At 66.0% G+C, this 19,072-nt stretch carries 15 protein-coding genes; 3 read left to right on the plus strand and 12 right to left on the minus strand.

Features of this window, described 5'->3' with window-relative positions:
- Position 1 precedes the first annotated feature (1 nt).
- From ftsW to mraZ, 9 genes are all read right to left on the minus strand, one after another.
- Positions 2-1,534 carry a putative lipid II flippase FtsW gene (gene ftsW / locus SB749_RS18230; RefSeq protein ID WP_410711543.1) on the minus strand — a complete coding sequence of 511 codons (1,533 nt, stop codon included), beginning with the start codon at positions 1,532-1,534 and terminating at the stop codon, positions 2-4.
- Position 1,535: 1 nt separating this feature from the next.
- The gene (gene murD / locus SB749_RS18235; protein WP_410711544.1) at positions 1,536-3,056 is read right to left on the minus strand and encodes a UDP-N-acetylmuramoyl-L-alanine--D-glutamate ligase; all 1,521 of its coding nucleotides are present in this window, start codon (positions 3,054-3,056) and stop codon (positions 1,536-1,538) included.
- Positions 3,049-4,137: a phospho-N-acetylmuramoyl-pentapeptide-transferase gene (mraY, locus tag SB749_RS18240; RefSeq protein ID WP_139469765.1), complete on the minus strand. Its 1,089-nt coding sequence runs from the start codon at positions 4,135-4,137 to the stop codon at positions 3,049-3,051. The genes murD and mraY overlap by 8 nt, the downstream gene beginning before the upstream one ends.
- Positions 4,134-5,600, minus strand: a complete 1,467-nt coding sequence (locus tag SB749_RS18245) for a UDP-N-acetylmuramoyl-tripeptide--D-alanyl-D-alanine ligase (RefSeq protein WP_410711545.1) — start codon at positions 5,598-5,600, stop codon at positions 4,134-4,136. Before SB749_RS18245 ends, mraY begins: the two co-directional genes overlap by 4 nt.
- Position 5,601: 1 nt before the next feature.
- Positions 5,602-7,173, minus strand: coding sequence for a UDP-N-acetylmuramoyl-L-alanyl-D-glutamate--2,6-diaminopimelate ligase (locus SB749_RS18250; RefSeq protein WP_410711546.1), 1,572 nt, complete (start codon positions 7,171-7,173; stop codon positions 5,602-5,604).
- Positions 7,173-8,954 carry a peptidoglycan D,D-transpeptidase FtsI family protein gene (locus SB749_RS18255; RefSeq protein WP_410711547.1) on the minus strand — a complete coding sequence of 594 codons (1,782 nt, stop codon included), beginning with the start codon at positions 8,952-8,954 and terminating at the stop codon, positions 7,173-7,175. The genes SB749_RS18250 and SB749_RS18255 overlap by 1 nt, the downstream gene beginning before the upstream one ends.
- A 75-nt stretch (positions 8,955-9,029) precedes the next feature.
- Entirely contained in the window at positions 9,030-9,596 is a 567-nt protein-coding gene (locus SB749_RS18260) for a hypothetical protein (RefSeq protein WP_410711548.1), read from the minus strand.
- On the minus strand, positions 9,593-10,555 hold the full coding sequence (rsmH, locus tag SB749_RS18265) for a 16S rRNA (cytosine(1402)-N(4))-methyltransferase RsmH (RefSeq protein ID WP_410711549.1): 963 nt from the start codon (positions 10,553-10,555) through the stop codon (positions 9,593-9,595). Before rsmH ends, SB749_RS18260 begins: the two co-directional genes overlap by 4 nt.
- 165 nt (positions 10,556-10,720) lie before the next feature.
- Positions 10,721-11,152, minus strand: a complete 432-nt coding sequence (mraZ, locus tag SB749_RS18270) for a division/cell wall cluster transcriptional repressor MraZ (protein WP_025777975.1) — start codon at positions 11,150-11,152, stop codon at positions 10,721-10,723.
- Between the two features lie 459 nt (positions 11,153-11,611).
- Between mraZ and SB749_RS18275 the strand changes: the two genes are divergently transcribed.
- Genes SB749_RS18275 through SB749_RS18285 form a run of 3 tightly spaced genes read left to right on the plus strand, consistent with a single transcriptional unit; the run spans position 11,612 to position 16,393 of the window.
- The gene (locus tag SB749_RS18275) at positions 11,612-12,601 is read left to right on the plus strand and encodes an AAA family ATPase (RefSeq protein WP_410711550.1); all 990 of its coding nucleotides are present in this window, start codon (positions 11,612-11,614) and stop codon (positions 12,599-12,601) included.
- Between the two features lie 4 nt (positions 12,602-12,605).
- Positions 12,606-13,865, plus strand: a complete 1,260-nt coding sequence (locus SB749_RS18280) for a DUF58 domain-containing protein (protein ID WP_410711551.1) — start codon at positions 12,606-12,608, stop codon at positions 13,863-13,865.
- A complete protein-coding gene (locus tag SB749_RS18285) occupies positions 13,862-16,393 on the plus strand; it encodes a transglutaminaseTgpA domain-containing protein (RefSeq protein ID WP_410711552.1) in 2,532 nt (843 codons plus the stop codon). The genes SB749_RS18280 and SB749_RS18285 overlap by 4 nt, the downstream gene beginning before the upstream one ends.
- A 123-nt stretch (positions 16,394-16,516) precedes the next feature.
- On the opposite strand, the gene SB749_RS18290 is transcribed toward SB749_RS18285, so the two are convergent.
- From SB749_RS18290 to dinB, 3 genes are all read right to left on the minus strand, one after another.
- Complete coding sequence (locus SB749_RS18290) at positions 16,517-17,230, minus strand: YdcF family protein (RefSeq protein WP_410711553.1); 714 nt, start codon at positions 17,228-17,230, stop codon at positions 16,517-16,519.
- 49 nt (positions 17,231-17,279) lie between these two features.
- On the minus strand, positions 17,280-17,687 hold the full coding sequence (locus SB749_RS18295) for a DUF3040 domain-containing protein (RefSeq protein ID WP_410711554.1): 408 nt from the start codon (positions 17,685-17,687) through the stop codon (positions 17,280-17,282).
- 131 nt (positions 17,688-17,818) lie between these two features.
- Positions 17,819-19,054: a DNA polymerase IV gene (gene dinB, locus SB749_RS18300; RefSeq protein WP_410711555.1), complete on the minus strand. Its 1,236-nt coding sequence runs from the start codon at positions 19,052-19,054 to the stop codon at positions 17,819-17,821.
- Positions 19,055-19,072: the final 18 nt, after the last annotated feature.

Here is a 19,072-nt window from a genome sequence, read left to right on the forward strand (position 1 = left end):
CTCATTTCCTTTTCTTGCGGGCAAGCACGGCGAGTGAGGATCGCAGGCGATCCCTGTTGGCGGCGATGGCCGCCTCGGCGCCCGGTTCGGTGCGAGCGAACGACAGCACCACTCCCACGGCGAGGAGAGAGGCGATGATCGAGGAGCCGCCGTAGGACACGAACGGCAGCGGCAGACCGATGACCGGCAGCAGTCCGGTGACGACGCCGATGTTGATTCCGGCCTGCCCGATGATGAGGGCGAAGAAGCCGGCAGTGGCGACCTGGACCATGAGACTGTTCGAACGCATCACCACGCGGACCATGGCGAAGCCGAGGACGGCGAAGATGAGAATGACGACGAGGGTGCCGACGAGGCCCAGCTCCTCTCCGATGATGGCGAAGATGAAGTCGTTGTGGGCTTCGGGCAGCCAGGACCATTTCTCACGGCTGGCGCCGAGCCCGACCCCCAGCCATCCGCCGGAGGCCAGCGAGAACAGTCCGTGGTTGGACTGCCAGGCTTGGCCCATGGTGTCCGCGGCGCTCTGATCCGCGTGACCGGTGAGCATCGCCTGGATGCGGTCGAGCCGGTTCTGGGAGCTGAGCACGAAGAAGGTGACCGCAGCGGCCAGCACGCCGGCCAGGAGGATGAAGTACTTCGCCGGGAATCCGCCGACGAACAGGCAGACGACGGCCATGGCCATGATGACTAAGCCGGTGCCGAGGTCGTTGCCGGCCACGACGAGTCCGGCGGCGCCGAGGACGCCGGGCACGACGGGGATCATGGCGTGGCCGAAGGTGGTCATCTTCCCGGCCTTCTGGGCGAGGATGAAGCCGAGCCACACGGCGAGGGCGACCTTGAGGAACTCCGAGGGCTGGATCTGGAATCCGCCGAACCCGATCCAGTTCGCATTGCCCTTCGTCTCTTTGCCGAGCCCGGGGACGAAGACCGCCGCCTGCATGAGGAGTCCGCCGATGAGGGCGAACCAGGCGATCCGCTTCCAGAACTGCAGCGGCATCCGGCTGGCGATGTACATGAGGACGAGACCGACCCCGGCGAACATCGCCTGCTTGTTGAAGTAGGCGAATGAGGAGCCCGCTCCCCCGTCGTAGGAGGTGATCGATGAGGCCGAGAGCACCATGACCAGGCCGAGTCCCGTGAGCAGGACGACGGAGGCGAGGATGAGGAAGTAGGTCGTCAGCGGGTGCGCGGAGAGGCTGGAGATGTCACCGCGCAGATGGGTCCATGCCTTCTTGAGCACCGAGGCGGTCTTGTTCTTCCCCGCGGCTTTTGCGGGCTTCTTCGCCGGGTTCTGCGTTCCCTTGGCTTTCGCGGGCTTCTTCGCCGACGTCCTGACGCCCGCGGTCTTCGACGCGGAGTCACGTGCGGCGGACTTCGGGACGCTGGTCTTCTCGGCGGTCTTCACTGTCGAGGACTTCGTCGCGGTCGACGCTCCGGACGTCTTCGACGTCGTCGGAGCGGATGCGGATACAGTCGTCTTCGCAAGCTTGCGACGGCGACGTTCATCCGCCTTCGCGGTGGTCTGCCGTCCCATCTCAGCGCTCCAGGTGCGAGTTGACGGCCTCGGCGAAGAGTTCGCCGCGAGTGTTGTAGTTGAGGAACTGGTCCATGCTCGCGGCCGCCGGTGCCAGGAGAACGGTGTCTCCGGCTTCGGCCAACCGCGCAGCCGCGTCGACGGCGGCTGCGGCGACGGCCTCTCCGCGGCGCTTCGGGACTCCGGAGTCCACTGCCAGGGCCGGTTCGATCCGGACGACTTCGAGGTCGGGGATGGTCGCGGCGATGGCCTCTCGGTAGGCCGAATCGTCCGAGCCGATGAGCACGAGTGCCTTCAGCCGTTCGCGGTGGTCGGCGAACAGCGAGGTGAAGTCGGCGCCTTTGGGCAGTCCGCCGGCGATCCAGATGATCGAGTCGAAGGCGGCCAGAGAGGCATTCGCCGCGTGGGTGTTCGTCGCCTTCGAATCGTCGACCCAGCGGATGCCGTCCGCCTCGGCGACGGTGACCATGCGGTGGGCGCCGAGCGAATGGTTCTGCAGTCCCGCGGCGATCGCCTGACCGGGCACGTCGATGGCGCGGGCCAGACACGCTGCGGCCAGAGCATTGGCGACCTGGTGCGGGGCGGGCCGCGAACCCGCGACGCCGGTGGCCGTCGCCACGTCGTCGAGCGAGGCGAGTTCGGCGGCCGATGAGTAGCGCTGCGGAATGAAGGCTCGGTCGACCAGCAGGTCCTCGACGACGCCGAGCTCGCCGGGGCGAGGCACTCCGGTGGTGAAGCCGATGGCCTTTGCCCCTTCGATGACGTCGGCGTCCTCGACCATGTGCAGAGTCACCTCGTCGGCGCAGTTGTATACGCAGGCGAGCTTCGCGTTGTGGAAGATCTTCGCTTTGTCTGCCGCATAGGCCTCGGCGCTGCCGTGCCAATCGAGGTGATCGGGAGCGATGTTGAGCACGGCTGCGGCGTCGGCGCTCATCGACTCCTGCCAGTGCAGCTGGAAGCTCGAGAGTTCGATCGCGAGGACCTCGAGCCCGGGTTCGAGCACGGCTTCGAGCAGCGGGGTGCCGATGTTGCCGCAGGCCTTGGCTTTGAGCCCGGCGGCCAGCAGCATCGATTCGAGCATCGTCGTGGTCGTCGTCTTGCCGTTGGTGCCGGTGATGGCGAGCCATTTGGCGTCGTTGGTGCCGCGGATCCGCCACGCGAGTTCGACTTCGCCGATGACCGGGATGCCGGCCTTCGCTGCGGCCGCGAGCACGGGCTGGTCCGGACGCCATCCGGGTGAGGTGACGACGAGGTCGAGTTCGCCCTCGGGCAGCGTTTCGACGTGTTCGGGTCCCCGTCGGATGTCGACGTCGAAGACCTCGAGGATCTGCGCCTTCTCGCTCACATCGGCGGTGGCGTCGCCGTCGATGACGATGACATCGGCTCCGCGTTCGCCGAGGTGGACTGCAGCGGGGAATCCCGTCACCCCGAGACCGGTGACGAGGATCCGCAGTCCTGCCAGGGATGAACTCGGCCCGTGCAGTGCGGCCGGGATCTCCTTGGTGGTCGGTTCATCAGCCAATGCGCGCCACCCAATCGGCGTAGAACAGGCAGATTCCGGCGATGACGAAGAGTGCCGCGATGATCCAGAACCTCACCACGATCGTCACTTCGGCCCAGCCCTTGAGTTCGAAGTGGTGTTGCAGGGGTGCCATGCGGAACACGCGTTTGCCGGTGGTCTTGAAGGAAGCGACCTGGATGATCACCGACAGGGTGATGATGACGAAGAGTCCGCCGAGGACGATGAGGAGCAGCTCGGTGCGCGACATGATCGCCAGTCCGGCGAAGGCACCGCCGATGGCCAGCGAACCGGTGTCGCCCATGAAGATCTTCGCCGGCGAGGTGTTGAACCACAGGAAGCCGAAGCAGGCCGCGGCCATGGCGCCGGCGACCATGGCGAGGTCGCGGGGGTCGCGCATGTAGTAGCAGGCGTTCGTGGCCTCGGACATGAGGTTGCAGTTCTGGGTCGACTGCCAGGTGCCGATGACGACATAGGCGGCGAAGACGACCACCGAGGCGCCGGCGGCGAGTCCGTCGAGACCGTCGGTGAGGTTCACCGCGTTCGAGACGGCGGTGACGATGAGGTTCGCCCAGATGACGAACAGGATGAGGCCGAGGATCGCCGAGCCGAACGCGAGATCGAGGTTCGTGTCGCGGATGAACGACACCTTCGTCGACGCCGGGGTCTCGCCGAAGGAGTTCGGGAACTGCAGCGCGAGCACGGCGAACGAGATTCCGACGAAGGCCTGCCCGATGAGCTTCGGCATCGGGCGCAGACCCAGTGACCGCTGCTTCTTGATCTTGATGAAGTCGTCGAGGAATCCGACGACAGCCAGTCCCGCAGCCAGCCACAGCACGAGCAGGCCCGACGCCGTGGGCACGGAACCGGTGAACAGGTGTCCGAGCAGGTAGGCGAGCACTGCGGCGCCGATGATGACGACTCCGCCCATGGTCGGGGTTCCGCGCTTCGTCGCGTGCGAGGTCGGACCGTCGTCACGGACGAACTGGCCGTACCCCTTCTTGACGAGCACCCGGATGAACAGCGGGGTCCCGACGAGGGCGAAGATGAGAGCCAGGCAGGCTGCAAGCAGTACGGCAATCATTGGGCCCCCGATACTCCGGCGATTTCGTCTCCCAGGTAGCGCAGACCGGCGTCGCGGGAGGATTTGAACAGAACGATGTCGCCGGGAGCGAGTTCGGCGTTGAGCAAGTCCTTCGCCTCAGCCGCTGTGGCGACCCAGGCCGCCTCGTTGCCCCAGGAGCCTTCGAGGTTCGCGGCGTTGAAGATCGGCTTCGCGCCTTCTCCCACGACGATGGTGCGAGTGATGTTGAGGCGCACGACAAGTTCGCCGATATCCGAGTGCGCGGACACCGATTCGGACCCGAGTTCGAGCATCTCGCCGAGCACGGCGAAGGTGCGTCGCGGGCTGGTCTCCTCATCACCGCGGCCCATCGAGGCCAGGGTCTTCAGCGAGGCCCGCATGGATTCGGGGTTCGCATTGTAGGCGTCGTTGAGCACGGTCACGCCCGACGGCGAATCGATGAGCTCCATCCGCCAGCGGCTGGCCGCCGAGGAGGTCGACAGGGTGGTGACGATCGACCTGGCCGCGACGCCGCAGGCGTGGGCGATGGCTGCTGCCGCCAGAGCGTTGCCGACGTGGTGCTCGCCGATGAGCGCCAGACGCACATCGCGGGGCTCCTCACCGGGCAGGGCGAGGGTGAACGTCGGATGACCGGAGGAATCCGTGGACACCGAGGTGCCGCGCACGACGAGGTCGTCGGCGCCGACCCATTCGGGCAGGGACTCACGCTGTGAGAACCACAGGGTGGTGACATCCGGAGCGAGCACCTCGCGCATCGCCGACACGCGGGTGTCGTCGGCATTGAGCACAGCAGTGGATCCGGCCGTCAGTGACTCGACGAGTTCGGCCTTAGCCCGTGCGGTGTTCTCGATCGAACCGAAGACTCCGGAGTGGGCGGTGCCCACGGCCAGTTCGACCGCGATGTCGGGGCGGATGAGGCTCGTCAGATAGGCGAGGTTGCCGATCGACCGAGCCCCCATCTCGAGGACGAGGAAGCGGGTGGATTCGACCGCCCGCAGAGCCGTCAGCGGGACTCCGACCTCGTTGTTGTAGGAGTTCGGCGGCCACACGGTCTCTGCCTCACCCGAGAGCAGATCCGCGGCGAGGTCCTTCACCGTGGTCTTGCCGACGGATCCGGTGATCGCGATGACGGTGAGTTCGCCATCTGTGCGCAGGCCTTCGATGCTGTGCTTGGCCAGCTGGCCAAGCGCTTCGGTGGCATCGGCGACGACGACGACCGGCAGCGGGTCGTCGTCGATGGTGGGGACGGATTCGCCGATGATCAGGGCCGCTCCCGCCTCGACGGCGGCGGCGGCGAATTCGATGCCGTCGAAGCTCTCGCCTCGGCGGGCGACGTAGATATCGCCGGGTCCGACTTCTCTCGAGTCGGTCACCACACCGGCGGTCAATGGGGTCTCGGGGTCGATGCCGTACAACTCGCCGCTCAGGGCGGTTGCGATTTCGGCTGCAGTCAGTCGCTTCATATCATCTGTGAACTTTACCTGGTTGTGCGCCGCCCAGTCGCATGGACAGCGCTGAGCGTGTCCTCGCCCGGTCGTCGAAATCGGTGACCGTGGTGCCCACGGTCTGGCCTGTCTCATGCCCCTTGCCCGCGACGAGCACGGTCGCCGAGGCGTCTGCTTCGGCAATCGCCTCGTCGATGGCGGCACCGCGGTCGGGGACCTCGATGATCTTTTTCACACGTGCCCGTCCCGCATCCACCTCGGCGTCGATTCCCTGCCTGATGGCAGCCCGGATCGTGTCGGGATCCTCGGTGCGCGGATTGTCGTCGGTGAGAACGATCACATCGGCTTCACGCGCCGCTGCCTGACCCATGCCGAAGCGCTTGCCGCGGTCGCGGTCGCCACCGGCGCCGAAGACGATGATGAGCTCATCGGAGTCGGCGTGGAGCGTCGCCAGCGCCTTCGCGATCGCGTCGGGGGTGTGCGAATAGTCGACGATGGCCCGCGGCAGGATCTCCGGGTGGGATTCGCCCAGCGCCCGCGGTCCGGAGACGTCGATGATCTCCATCCGTCCGGGCACCGTGGCCGCGAAGCTGCGACCGATCGCATCGATCTCTTCGGCACTGACGCCGGCCTCGATGAGCATCGAGGCCGCCAGGGCCGTATTCGTGACGTTGAAATCGCCCGGCAGCGGTGAGCGGAGCCTGATGCTCTCCCCGGCGTCGAGGTGGAGCACGAAGTCCGCTTCGCCCGGGGTGTGTTCGATGCGCCACTGGCTGCGTTCGTCGCGTCCCAGAGTGCGCACGGGCACCTGCGCGGCCTCTGTCATCCGCTCGCCCCATTCGTCTTCGACGACGATGACGGCCTTGTCGGAGAAAGTGCGGGTGAACAGCTGGGCCTTCGCCTCGAAGTACTCCTCCATCGTGTTGTGGAAGTCGAGGTGATCCTGGGACAGATTCGTGAACCCTGCCACGCTGAAATGAGCCCCGTCGACGCGGTGCTGGCTGAGCGCGTGGGAGGAGACCTCCATCGCACAGGTGTCGACCTCGGCCGCACGCATCTTCGCAAACAGGGCGTGCAGTTCGGGGGCCTCCGGAGTCGTGCGCACGCTGGGCACCGTATCGCCGGCGATGAGGATGGCGACCGTGCCGATGACGGCGGTGCGATGGCCCAGTGCCGCGAGCATCCCGTCGGCCAGATAGGTCGTCGTCGTCTTCCCGTTTGTTCCCGTGACTCCGATGAGCTCCGGCACCGAGGTGGTCCCGTAGACGGCGGCGGAGACGAACCCGAGCACGGCGCGGGGTGCTTCGACGATGAGAGCGGTGACTCCGGCGAGCAGGTCCCGGCCCGCCTCGTCCGTGCTCAGCGCTTCGGTGATGAGCTGCCAGCCGGCGTCGTCGGTGAGGATGGCGTCGACCCCGCCGCGGATCAGCTCGGGTGCGAACTTCGCACCGTGGACGTTCGCTCCCGGCAGGGCAGCGTAGAGCTGACCCGGTGAGACCGCACGCGAGTCGTGGGAGACTCCGGCGACCTCTGTCTCGGGGTCACCGTGGAGGGTGCCGGGTGCGATCGGCAGCAGCTGTGAAAAGCGCATCATTTCCATTCTCGAGCGGGCAGGTCGGGCTTCTGCGTCGACGGTGGGATCTTGAGATGCCGCATGGCGAAGCCCGCGACGTCGGAGAAGACGGGGGCTGCGGCCTGTCCACCGTAGTAGCCGTTCCGAGGACGTTGCAAAGTCACGGAGATCGCGAGTTCGGGATCTTCGGCGGGCAGGACGCCGACGAAGGAGGCGGTGTATCCGTCATAGCCTCCGCCCTCGGCTGCCGGTGCCTGCGCGGTGCCGGTCTTTCCGGCGACCCTGTAGCCGGAGACCTGGGCGGACTTTCCTGTGCCTTCGGCGACGACGCCTTCGAGCATCCGCAGGGTCTCGTCGGCAGCCTTCTTGCTGACGACCCGTTCCTTCTCTCCTGCGGGGGTGGAGATGGTCCCTCCGTTCGGGGAGATCATTCCGTCGACGAGGCGGGAAGGCACGTGGACTCCCCCGTTGGCGATGGTGGAGATGACGTCGGTCGTCTGGATCGCGTTCGCGGCCACACCCTGACCGAACATCACGGTGTACTTCGTGCGTCCGTCCCACTCCTCATACGGATGCAGGATGCCCGAGGTCTCGGCGGGGAAGTCGATGCCCGAGCTGGTGCCGAAGCCGAACTTCTTCATGTATTCGTAGCGCTGGGCCTCGGTGAGTTCCTTACCCGCCAGCACGGTGCCGGTGTTCGAGGACTCGGCGAGGATTCCGGCGAAGGTGAGCTTCTCATCGGGGTGCTCATGGGAGTCACGGAACTCCTCGTCGTTCGGTGCCTTCCACTTGTCAGGGACGGTGAACTCCTGTTCGGGAGTGACGAGTCCCTTGTCGAGCAGCGCTGCGGCGGTGACCATCTTCGCGGTCGAACCGGGTTCGAACATGTCGGTGAAGATGCGCGATCCGCGGTCGGGGCCGTCGACCTTGCCCGGAGAGTTCGGGTCGACGGTGGGAGCATCCGCGGCGGTGATGATGCGTCCCGTCTTGACCTCCTTGATGACGATCGACGCGGATTCGGCTTCGTGCTTCTTCCTCTGCTCTTCGATCGCCTGCTGAGCGTAGTACTGCATCGCCGGGTCGATCGTCGTCTGCAGACCCTGGCCGTCGACGGCGTCTTTCATGTTGTTGTCGCCGAGCGGGATGATCTCTCCGCGTGCTCCGCGTTCGTACTGCTGCTGGCCGTCCTTGCCCGACAGCTGTTCGTCATAGGCAGTCTCGAGACCGGCCTGGGCCGTGCCGTCGGAGCTGAGGAACCCGACGAGGTTGCCGGCGACGCCTCCGGCAGGGTACGAGCGCACCGAGTACTCCTCGGCGGAGATGCCGAGGACCTCGAGCTTCTTCACTGCACGCCAGGTCTCCGAGGTCAGCCCCTTGGCGACGGGGTTCCAGCGTTTGTCGCCGACGAGCTTCGGATAGAGCACACCGGGGTCGGTCTTCAGCGGCTTCGACAGCGCTTCGGCCGCACCCCAGGCTCCGACGAGTTTGCCGTCGACTTCGTACTGGGCGACATTCTGCTGATCGACGACGAGCTGGTAGCGGGAGACGCTGTCGGCGAGCACGGTGCCGTCGGCGGCCAGGATCTGTCCGCGATCGGCAGGCAGAGTGCGGGTGACGAGTCGATTCGACAGCGCCTTCTCCGCCAGCTTCATCGAGTCCATGCCCTGGATCGAGACGAGGCGGACGGAGGTGATGAGGAGGACGAGGACCGACACCGCGGCGATGAAGCCCATCCGCCAACGCAGATTGGGGCCACCGCCCTTGCGCTTCTTCTTCAGTCGGGTCTTGGCTGAGCCCATAGCTGGAGTCCTCGGTCCTTGGTGTGGTCGGCGAATGTTTCGGTCAGGCCGTTCCCTGGTCCCGGTGAGCTCGGACTACTTCGGCGCCTCCTGGCTGGGAGCCGCCACGTCCTGGCTCGGGCTGCCCCCGACGACCGGGAGCTTCTCATCCGATCGTAGATTGGGTCGGATGTCATCGCGTGTATCGGCGCGCGGGCCGGGCACGACTGTGGGCTCTTTCTCACCGCTGACGTCGATCCCCGGGGCGTCGATCATCTTCCCGGTCTTCGCGTCGAGGAATTCCGGTGAGGAATCACGGACGAGGCCGAGCTCTTCGGCGGCCAGGGCGATGTTCTGCGGGGACTCGCGGTACGAGTTGTCCTCGACGAGGCGGTCCTTCTGTTCGGCCAGGGCTTCCTTCTCACTCGTCAGCTGGTCGACCTTGTAGGAGGTGTTGGCGACGAAGATGTTGAGCAGCAGCACGGCCACGAGAGTGGCCAGCAGGATCCCCACGCACAGCATGGAGAAGGGCAGACGGGACTTCGGCAGTTCGAACTTGAGCAGCCGCAGCTTGGCTCCGCCCTGCTGACCACCGGCCTCTTCGAGCCGGCGGGAGCGTTCGGTGAAGTGGGGCTGACCCGCGGTCGCCTGGGAATTCTTCACAATCGTGCCTCCCTGATCTTCTGCACTGCCCGCAGCCGGACGCTTGCCGCCCGCGGGTTGGTCTCTGCTTCTTGCTCATCAGCCATTTCGGCGCCCCGGATGATCTCGGTCAGCCAGGGCTGGTGCTCTTCGGGCACGACCGGCAGATCCGGCGGCGCCGAGGAGGTCGTGGCCGCTCGGAAGGTCTTCTTCACGATCGTGTCCTCCAATGACTGGTAGGACTCGATGACGGCCACTCCCCCGATGTGCAGCGCCTCCAGTGCCGCCGGCAGTGCGGTGCGCAGCACCCCGAGCTCGTCGTTGACCTCGATGCGCAGGGCCTGGAAGGTGCGTTTGGCGGGATGCGACTTCTTCTTCGTCTGCGGGATCACCCGCGAGAGCATGGCCGCGAGCTGGTCCGAGGTCTTCCATGGGGTGTCGACCCGGTCCGTGACGATGATCTTCGCAATCCTGCCGGCCAGCTTCTCCTCGCCGTATTCGCGGAGGATGCGGCGCAGCTCGGATTCCGAGTAGGTGGCCAGCACCTTCTCAGCAGTGAGCTCCTGGGTGCGGTCCATGCGCATGTCCAGAGGCGCCGGTCGGGAGTAGGAGAATCCGCGTTCGTCCTCGTCGAGCTGCAGCGAGGACACTCCCAGGTCGAGCAGGATCGCGCTGATCTCTGAGATGCCGAGATCGTCGAGGACATCGGGCAGCTCGTCGTCGACTGCGTGGACGATATCGACGCGGTCGGCGAAGGGGGCCAGGCGTTTCGTGGCGATGTCGATGGCCTGCAGATCACGGTCGATGCCGACGAGGTGGACATCGTCGAAGGCCGTGAGGACGGCTTCGGCGTGACCGCCCATGCCGAGTGTGCCGTCGACGACGACCGGGGTGAGTCCGGCGTCCCTGGCGGCTTCGACTCCGACGCCGATGAGTTCGACCACGCGCGTCAGGAGCACCGGTACGTGCTGAGCTGTCATTCGTGGGTCCTTCATACGGGGGTGGTCGGGGGTGCGCTGCTGGAGCCAGAACCTTGACCGCCGTGGCCCTGCCACCGGGGAAGTGTGTCAGGACGTCCGAGCTTCGGAAACGGGGAAGTTCCCCGAAACTCGAGCACGGCGGGCAAGGATCAAACCCGAGCAGAATCAGATCACTCCGGGGATCACCTCCTCCTCGCGTTCGGCGAAAGCCTGCTGAGCGCCGACGAGGTAGTCCTCCCAGGTCGGTGCATCCCAGATCTCGACCCGGTTGCCCATGCCGATCACTGCGACTTCCCGATCAAGTGATGCGTACTGCCGCAATATGTTCGGGACCGTGATGCGTCCCTGTTTGTCCGGTTGTTCCGCAGATGCCGCCGACAGGAACACACGCTGGTAATCGCGGGCTTCCTTATTCGTCTTCGGCGCGTTCTGGATTCGCGCGTGCTCGGCTTCGAACTCCGTGGTGGGGAACAGGGTGAGGCAGTTCTCCTGGCCACGGGTCAGAACGAGTCCGGGCGACAGCTCCTCGCGGAACTTTGCGGGCAGGATGAGGCGACCTTTGTCGTCGAGCTTCTGCATATGAGTGCCCAAGAACATGTCGTCTCACCCCTTTCGAAACCCATCGGCTCCGATAGCAACCACAGTACTCCACTTCCCTCCACAGATTCCAGCTTTTCGCCCTACCGATGCTCCGGACCAATTGTTTTCCCAGGTCAGACAAGTGGAGGAAAGTGGGGAAAATTTCTCAGAGGCGCGTCGCGGGAGTGTCGGTCGCGGGGAGAACGGAGGGTCCGCCGAGGCGGTGGGCCGCCTCGGCGAGGACGATGAAAACGGCACAGATCCGCGAGAATCCGGGGATCGCAGGCGATTTCCCGCACCGAGGTGGAGGCGAGTGGGGAGGAAAGTGGAGGGTCCGCGTGGAGAAAAGTGGGGAAGGTGGTGGGGAGTGGGGTGGGGCACCTCGGGGAGGGAATGGGAGCGGGGAGGGGAAGGCAGTGACGAAGCTGAAAGAAACTCGTGTGGCTGGGGTGCCGGCTTTAAGGGACAATGGAGGGTATGTCGACCAGCCAAGAAGGTACACAGACCAATTCCGTGATCGGCGCCGAACACATCGAGTGGGTGCAGAATCTGACCTCGCGGGCACGCACCGCGATGAACTCGGTGCTCGAGGGCAAGGATGACGCCGTAGGGCTCTCGCTCATCGCACTGCTCGCCGGCGGACACGTCCTCCTCGAAGACGTCCCCGGCGTCGGCAAGACCCTGTTGGCCCGTGCCATGGGCAAGGTCGTCGACGGTTCCGTGCGCCGCATCCAGTTCACCCCTGACCTGCTGCCCACCGACGTCGTGGGCGTGAACCTGTTCAACCAGGAGACTCGTCACTTCGAGTTCCGACAGGGACCGGTGTTCGCGAACATCGTCATCGCCGACGAGATCAACCGCGCGTCCCCGAAGACGCAGTCGGCGATGCTCGAGTGCATGGCCGAGGGCCAGGCGACGATCGACGGGCAGACCTATCCGATGCCCACACCGTTCATCGTCGTCGCCACTCAGAACCCGATCGACATGGAGGGCACCTACGCTCTGCCCGAGGCCCAGCGCGACCGCTTCCTCACCCGCATCTCCCTGGGATACCCGGCGACGTCCGATGAGGTCGATCTGCTGGACAACCAGATCCAGAACGATCCCCTCGAGACCGCTGCCGCGGTGACGAACCTCGAACAGATCACTCAGGCCCGCACCATCGTCCGCCATGTCTCCGCGAGCAGGCAGCTGCGCGAGTACATCGTGGCGATCCTCCACGCCACCCGCAACGATCAGGCGATCCTGCTCGGCAGCTCCCCGCGCGGCGGCGTCCATCTGCTGCGGGCGGCGAAGGCTCGCGCTGCCCTGTCGGGTCGCACTTTCGTCACCCCCGACGATGTGCAGGCCCTGGCCCCGTACATCCTCGCCCACCGCATCATCCCCCGCGACGGAGACGACGCAGACCTGGCTGCCGACCTCATCGGTCGGGTGCTGTCCCGCGTGCCCGTCTCCGCGAACCAGTGACCGCATGCGACTGAGCACTTCGGGCATCATCTTCGTCCTGGCCGGGGCGGCCCTGATCATCACGGCCTACCGCTTCGCGCTGCCCGGCCTGCTGCCGGCCGGTCTGCTGCTGCTCGGCCTTGTCCTGCTCTCGGCTCTGCTCATCCTGTGGGGCACCCGCCGGGTGTCGATCGCGATGAGCACGAACCTCCACGAGGTGGCGCTGTCTCCTTCGGGAGACCGCTACCCGCTGGCCGCCGAAGGCAAAGAGGTCGAAGTCCAGGCGCGTGTGACCAATATCGGCCAGCTCGCGATCCCTGCCGCGACGATCGATTTCACTCCGGCCGAAGGGTTCGGCGACTCCACCTCCGGTGATGTTCCGGCTCTGGCCCACGGGGCATCACAGACGGTGCTGACGTCGTTCACCCCCAATCGCCGCGGTGTCTCCGGAATCGACTCGGTCCTCATCACCGTGTTCGGCCCCTTCGGCCTGGTGAAGATGAAGAAGAAGGTTCACGGGGCCTTCCCCGTGGCCGTGTCCGTGCCGATCCTGCCCGCGCGCATCCCGCAGGATTCGTCGATCCGGCCCGCCCGCCTCGACGACGGCAAGGTCCGCACCGGTCATACCACTCGGGACTTCCACACACGTGAGTACGTGCCCGGCGATGACCTCCGGCACGTGCATTGGCCCTCGACGGCGAAGTCCGGCGAGCTCATGGTCCGACACGAAGCCGATGAGGAGACGCTCCATTCGCTCATCCTCATCGACCTCGTCGCCGATGAGGGCGCCGAGGAGCCGAGCGATCTCGAGATCGAGTTCCTGCTGGCCGCGGCGACCGCGGCCGGAACCGCGTTCCTCAAGGCCGACTACGAGGTCAACGTCGTCGCTCCCGGACACCAGATCAGATTCAAAGGAGCTCGCGAGATCGACAAGCTGCGTCTGCTCTCCGCCCTTGTGCGCCCGGGCAGGGTCGAACTGCCCTCACACGACAACCCCAACCACATCGTCATCTGCTCCGTCGGCGATCAGCGCGGGCAGGAACTCGCCTCGCACTTCTCCCGCCGCGTGCCGGTGACTCTGCGCACTCTCAGCGAGATCGACGATCTGACGATGCTCGGTCTCAGCGAGGACCTGCCGGAGTCGTGGACGACGTTCGAGTCCAAGCGCTCTCGCAGCGGCGCCGGTCGGACCTCGGCCGAACCCGGACCGGGAACTGCCGGCGCCGGCAGCGCGTCCGCGGCCCCGGGTGGCGCTAGCTCGACTCCGCAGGGGGTGCGCCGATGAGTCTGAATACTCCTGACACACGTCCGCGCGGAGCCGATTCCGAGTCTCCGGCGAACGACTATTCGGCACCCGTGTCGACGGGCGATGAGCGTCCGAGCACGGGTTGGCTCGAGGCGATCGTCGTCTTCGTCGCCATGGCCCTGACCGCTGTCGCCGTATCGGCGGTGTTCAAGGACTTCGCCTGGGTCTCGCCCGTCCTGGTCGCCGTCGCCGTCGTCGTCATCGTCGGCGCCGTGTTCCGCACCGTTCCGGCACTGCGCTCGACCGGAACCGCGGTCATCGCCCAGTGCGTGGCCGGTCTCATCGCGGTCTTCATCGTCTGCGCCGGGGATTCGCTGCTGCTCGGGTTCATCCCGACCGGTGAGTCCTTCGGAACGGTGATCGATCTGCTCTCCGAGGGGGTCAGCGACCTCTACGCGACCGCTCCCCCGGCGGCGAGCACACCGGGCTTCATCGCTATGCTCACGATCGCCTTCACCCTCATCACGATCCTCATCGACGGCCTCGTCTCGGATCTGCGGGCGCCGAAGGTCGGCGGTGTGCTGCTGCTGGTGCTGTGGATGATTCCCGTCTACTTCGCCGCTCAGGAGGTGAAGTGGTGGCACATCGTCGCGATCCTCGCGGCGTTCCTGCTGCTCATGCTCAGCCCCTATCTGCCCGCAACTCGGTGGCGCGGAGGAATGACGGCGATCCTCGCCGGCGCTCTGGCTCTGGCGATCGGCATCGGCCTGCCCATTCTGCTGCCCCCGGTGCCCACGCTGCCCGATCGGGCGTCGAAGGGTCAGGGCGATCTGACGGTGACGAACCCATTCCTCAACCTGCGCCAGAACCTCGGCGACCGGGATGACACGACGCTGTTCAGCTACCAGACGACGGACGAGGACGCGGATCCGATCCGGTTGACCTCGATCGACGACTTCGACGGTGAGAACTGGGCACCGAGCCCGTTCAGCCTCGATCCGTTCGCGATCGCCGCCGACGGAATGCCATGGCCCGCGGGGATGCCGCGGGACAAGAACTTCAAGGAGCAGACGATCAGCGTCGCCGTCGGCGACAACTACGACCAGCAGTACCTGCCGTCTCCGTATGCTCCGCAGCAGCCGAAGGATCTGAGTCGTCGGTGGATCTTCGACGAGAAGACCCTGACGGTCGTCGGCAATGGCGAGAAGACCGGTGGACTGCAGTATTCGATGGACTATCTGTCCCCGAATCCCGACGTCAAGGATCTGCAGTCGGCGACTCCGGTGTCCGAGAGCGACTTCGAGACCGAACTCGCCGTCCCCGATTCCCTGCCGACCAGCGTGAAGGAGACCGCAGAGCGGGTCACCGCCGATGCGGACAACCAGTGGGAGGCCGCAGTCATGCTGCAGGCGTACTTCCGCGGCGGCGATTTCGAGTATTCGCTCGATGCCCCCGAACGGGCCAGCGGCGACGCGATCTCGGACTTCCTGGCCGATAAGCAGGGCTACTGTGTCCAGTTCTCCTCGGCCATGACGATCATGGCTCGGACGATGGGAATTCCGGCCCGCATCGGCGTCGGATACGCCGGCGGGGACGAAGCCGAGAACGGCGTCGACGTGAGCATGCAGGATTCGCATGCCTGGCCGGAACTCTACTTCGAAGGTGCCGGTTGGGTGCGCTTCGAACCCACCCCCGGCGGTCCCGCCGGTGATCCGCCGAAGTGGACTCTCGCCGATGGCGCCGACCAACAGGAGGAGGGCGACGAGTCGGAGTCTGCGAGCCCGAGCGAAGAGCCGACCGAATCTGCTTCGCCGACCGGTGACTCCGAGGAACCCACCGAGGAGGAGACGAGCACTCAGGCCGCAGAGCCGGCCGGTTCGAACTTCGGCACTGTCTTCGGCATCGCAGCCATCGTGCTCGTCCTGCTGCTGCTCGCCGCACTGCCCGCGATCTGGCGGTCGATCCTGCGCTCGCGCCGGACGAAGGATCCGCAGAATCTCGAGGCGGTGTGGACAGAGGTCCGTGCTCTGGCCACCGACTACGGGCAGAGCTTGGATTCGAGCCGGACGCTGCGCTTCAACGAGCTCGTGCTCGCCGGTGCCGTCCCAGCGGCCGGAGCTGCCGGAGCTGCCGGCGGTGGTGGCACCGAGGCTGCGGATGCCTCGAGCCCGACCGATGCGGAAGCCGGCTCAACGGCACCAGAGATCGATGCGGACACCGGCGAACCGATCCGAAAGTCCGCCGCCGAGGCGGCAGCCGGTTCCGGTGCCGCCGGTGAAAATGCAGCCGGTTCCTCGACGTTCGATCGTTCGGACGAACGGTTGCGGCGCTTGAGCAGTCCGGCCCCGTCACGTCCGTCCGAGTCGGGTCATGATGACTCTGCGCTCGGAGCGTTCGTCGATGCCCTCGAAGCTCAGCGCTACGGTGCCGCTCCCGAGTCGCTCGATGACTCGGAGGTAAGTGCGCTCGTCGACGAGGTGAGGACGGACCTGTCGGAGAGGACCACGCCGGGCAGTCGGATCTCTGCGAAGATCTGGCCGGCCAGCCTGTTCAATCGTCCGAAATGACGAGGAGCTGACGAACCAGGCCGGTACCCGACGGTCCTGGTCGATGTGCGAAGGGGCGGTCCTGCGGGGGCGCCTCTTCGCTGTCTCGCAGAGTTTGGACGCTCAGTGCGAGAGTCTGGGACCTCAGCGCCCTGCCGCGCGTTTCGCGTTCTCTCGATCGAGTGCACGCAGGGCGAGCAGGCCGCGCACGGCGGCGATGGGCTTCACCAGCGGCTGTTCACCGAATCGGTAGTCTCCCCCGCGGACCAACCGCCTGGCCAGGTCCGGGCGCATCTGCCACAGGTGGTCACGGGCTTTCTCGGCATGGTGGGAGTTCGAGACGATGCTGATCGTCGTGGCCGGGGTGAGCTCGCGGTCGATGATGGGGATCGCGTTGGCGATGTTCTCCCACGTCGTTATGCTCTGCTCCTCCAGCACAGCTCGGCCGGTGTAGCCGAGTTCGTCCCGGGCGAAGCGTTCGAGGATGAGGGCCTCCGGTGTTCGTCCTGTGACGGCGCCTCCGCAGAAGATGAGGAGAGTCGACCGGGCTGCCGGAACGATCGACCGCAGACCCGCGCGGACCCGGAACCGGTTGATTGCGTTCGGTCGCAGACCGCGGTTGGCATATCCGAGGACGATGATGATCTGGTCGCTGTCGGCCGTGTTCTCGTCTCTGCCTGCCGCGGTCAGGGCCCGAACGCCTGGAATCGACCGTCGATCGCTCCGTGGTCGCTGGCCACCCGAGGCATCACAGTCTCCCAGCCGACGGTGGCTCGATCGCCAGTGCGCTGCCTCGGCGAAGGCGGAGATGCCGGCAAAGACCGCAAGGGCAGAACCGGCGAGTACGCGGACCGGCATTGAAAAAGGCACCCTCATGTCGAGAGTGCCTTGATCGCAGAGAGCAGGATCATTCGCCGCGCTGGCGCTTCTCCCACCGGTCTTCCATTCGGCTCATGAATCCGGAGTTGCCCTTGGACTCGGTCTTCGCTCCGGAGTTCCGGGAGTCCGTCTGAGTCGTGTGCACATGGCCGGGACGGCTGAACGCCCAGTACATTCCGGTGACCATGAGGCCGAAGCCGACGACGCCGAGAGCGATCCACCAGGCGGAGCTGGAGACGAGCGAGATCGCGAGGATCGTCGCGGCCAGCCCGGCGAGGGCGATGAGGATGCCGAGGACGAAGCGCTTCGCCGAGAACCCGGGACCCGTGGCAGCTGCCTGGGTTTCCGAGATATTCCGGGCAAAACGAGGGTCTTCACTGCGCAGCTGCTTCTCCAGTTGATCCAACAGCTGCTGTTCGTGATCGGAGAGTGGCATCTCGAACCCCCGTTTCGCTTCTCAAGTCTTTCCCCCAATCATAGTCTCTGAGGGCCGAAAAAACATCTCCGGGGGCCGTCAGGAGCCGGATTCCCACGGGGTCTTCAGACTGTGCTCCCGCTCACCCGCTCTCAGGCCTCGGGACGCTTGCGCAGAAGCGAGGCCTGAGAGATCGCTTCGCTGCCGAATCGCCGCCTCACCTCGTCGAGGGCGACCTCGGCTTCGCGTCCGGAACGAACTGGTTCGTCCAAGGTGGCCTGCCGCCCGGTGACGGCGAAATCGCTGAGGCCGGCGGCGCGGACGCCGAGCAGCCTGACTCCTTGGGAACGCTGCTCACGCAGCTTGCGCAGAGCCGGGCGCAGCGCCTCGTACATCTCCCGGGCAAGATCAGTCGGTGCCGAGAGAGTCACCGACCTCGACAGAGTCGTGAAATCGCCGAGGCGGTACTTCAGTCCGAGGCTTGTGGCGACCTTTCCCTCCGCACGGACTCGGTAGGCGACCTTGTCGGCGAGGCGCAGCAGTTCGTGCTCGAGCACGGCGATGTCCCAGATGTCCTCGCCGAAGGTGTTCTCCGCACTGATCGAGTGCTCCTTGGCCTGGTGGTCGAAACCGGACGAGTCCTGACCGTGGGCAGCCCGCCACAGCTGATGACCGTGCGCACCGAAGACACGTGCGGCCCAATCCTCGTCGACTGCGGCGAGGTCGCCGATGAGGCGGATTCCGTAGCGGAAGAACCCCTCCTGAGTCTTCTCCCCCACTCCGGGCAGCGCTTCGACCGGCATCGGGTCGAGGAACTCCTGGGTCGCGGCCGAGGGCACGAGCAGCTGACCGTTCGGCTTCGCCCTGGTCGAGGCGAGTTTGGCCACGACGCGGCTGACGGCGATGCCGACCGAGGCGCTCAGACCGGTGCGCTCCTGGATCTGGGCGCGCAGCTGCGTGGTGATCTCCACCGGAGAGCCGAGCCGGCGCACGGCTCCGGAGACATCGATATAGGCTTCGTCGACGCTGACCTGCCGCACATCGGGGGTGACTTCGGCGACGAGATCGAAGACTTGGCGGGAGTACGAGGAATACAGGCCGTGGGACGGTGGGATCACCTCGGCGACGGGGCACAGGTTCATGGCCCGCGACATCGGCATCGCCGCATGCACACCGAACTCGCGGGCTTCATAGCTGGCCGAGACGACGACTCCGCGTCCGCTGCGTCCGCCGACGATGACCGGGCGGCCGACGAGGTGCGGGCGGCTGAGCAGCTCGACGGAGACGAAGAACGAGTCCATGTCGAGGTGGAGCATGGTGGCACCGGTGTCGTCCGTGCCCAAACGGGTCAGATCACCTCCGGATCGTGCCAGCTGCTTCCGACTCATCGCCTGCCCCTCGCCCTC

This window comes from Brevibacterium sp. SIMBA_078 (genome assembly GCF_046534565.1).
GTDB lineage: Bacteria > Actinomycetota > Actinomycetes > Actinomycetales > Brevibacteriaceae > Brevibacterium.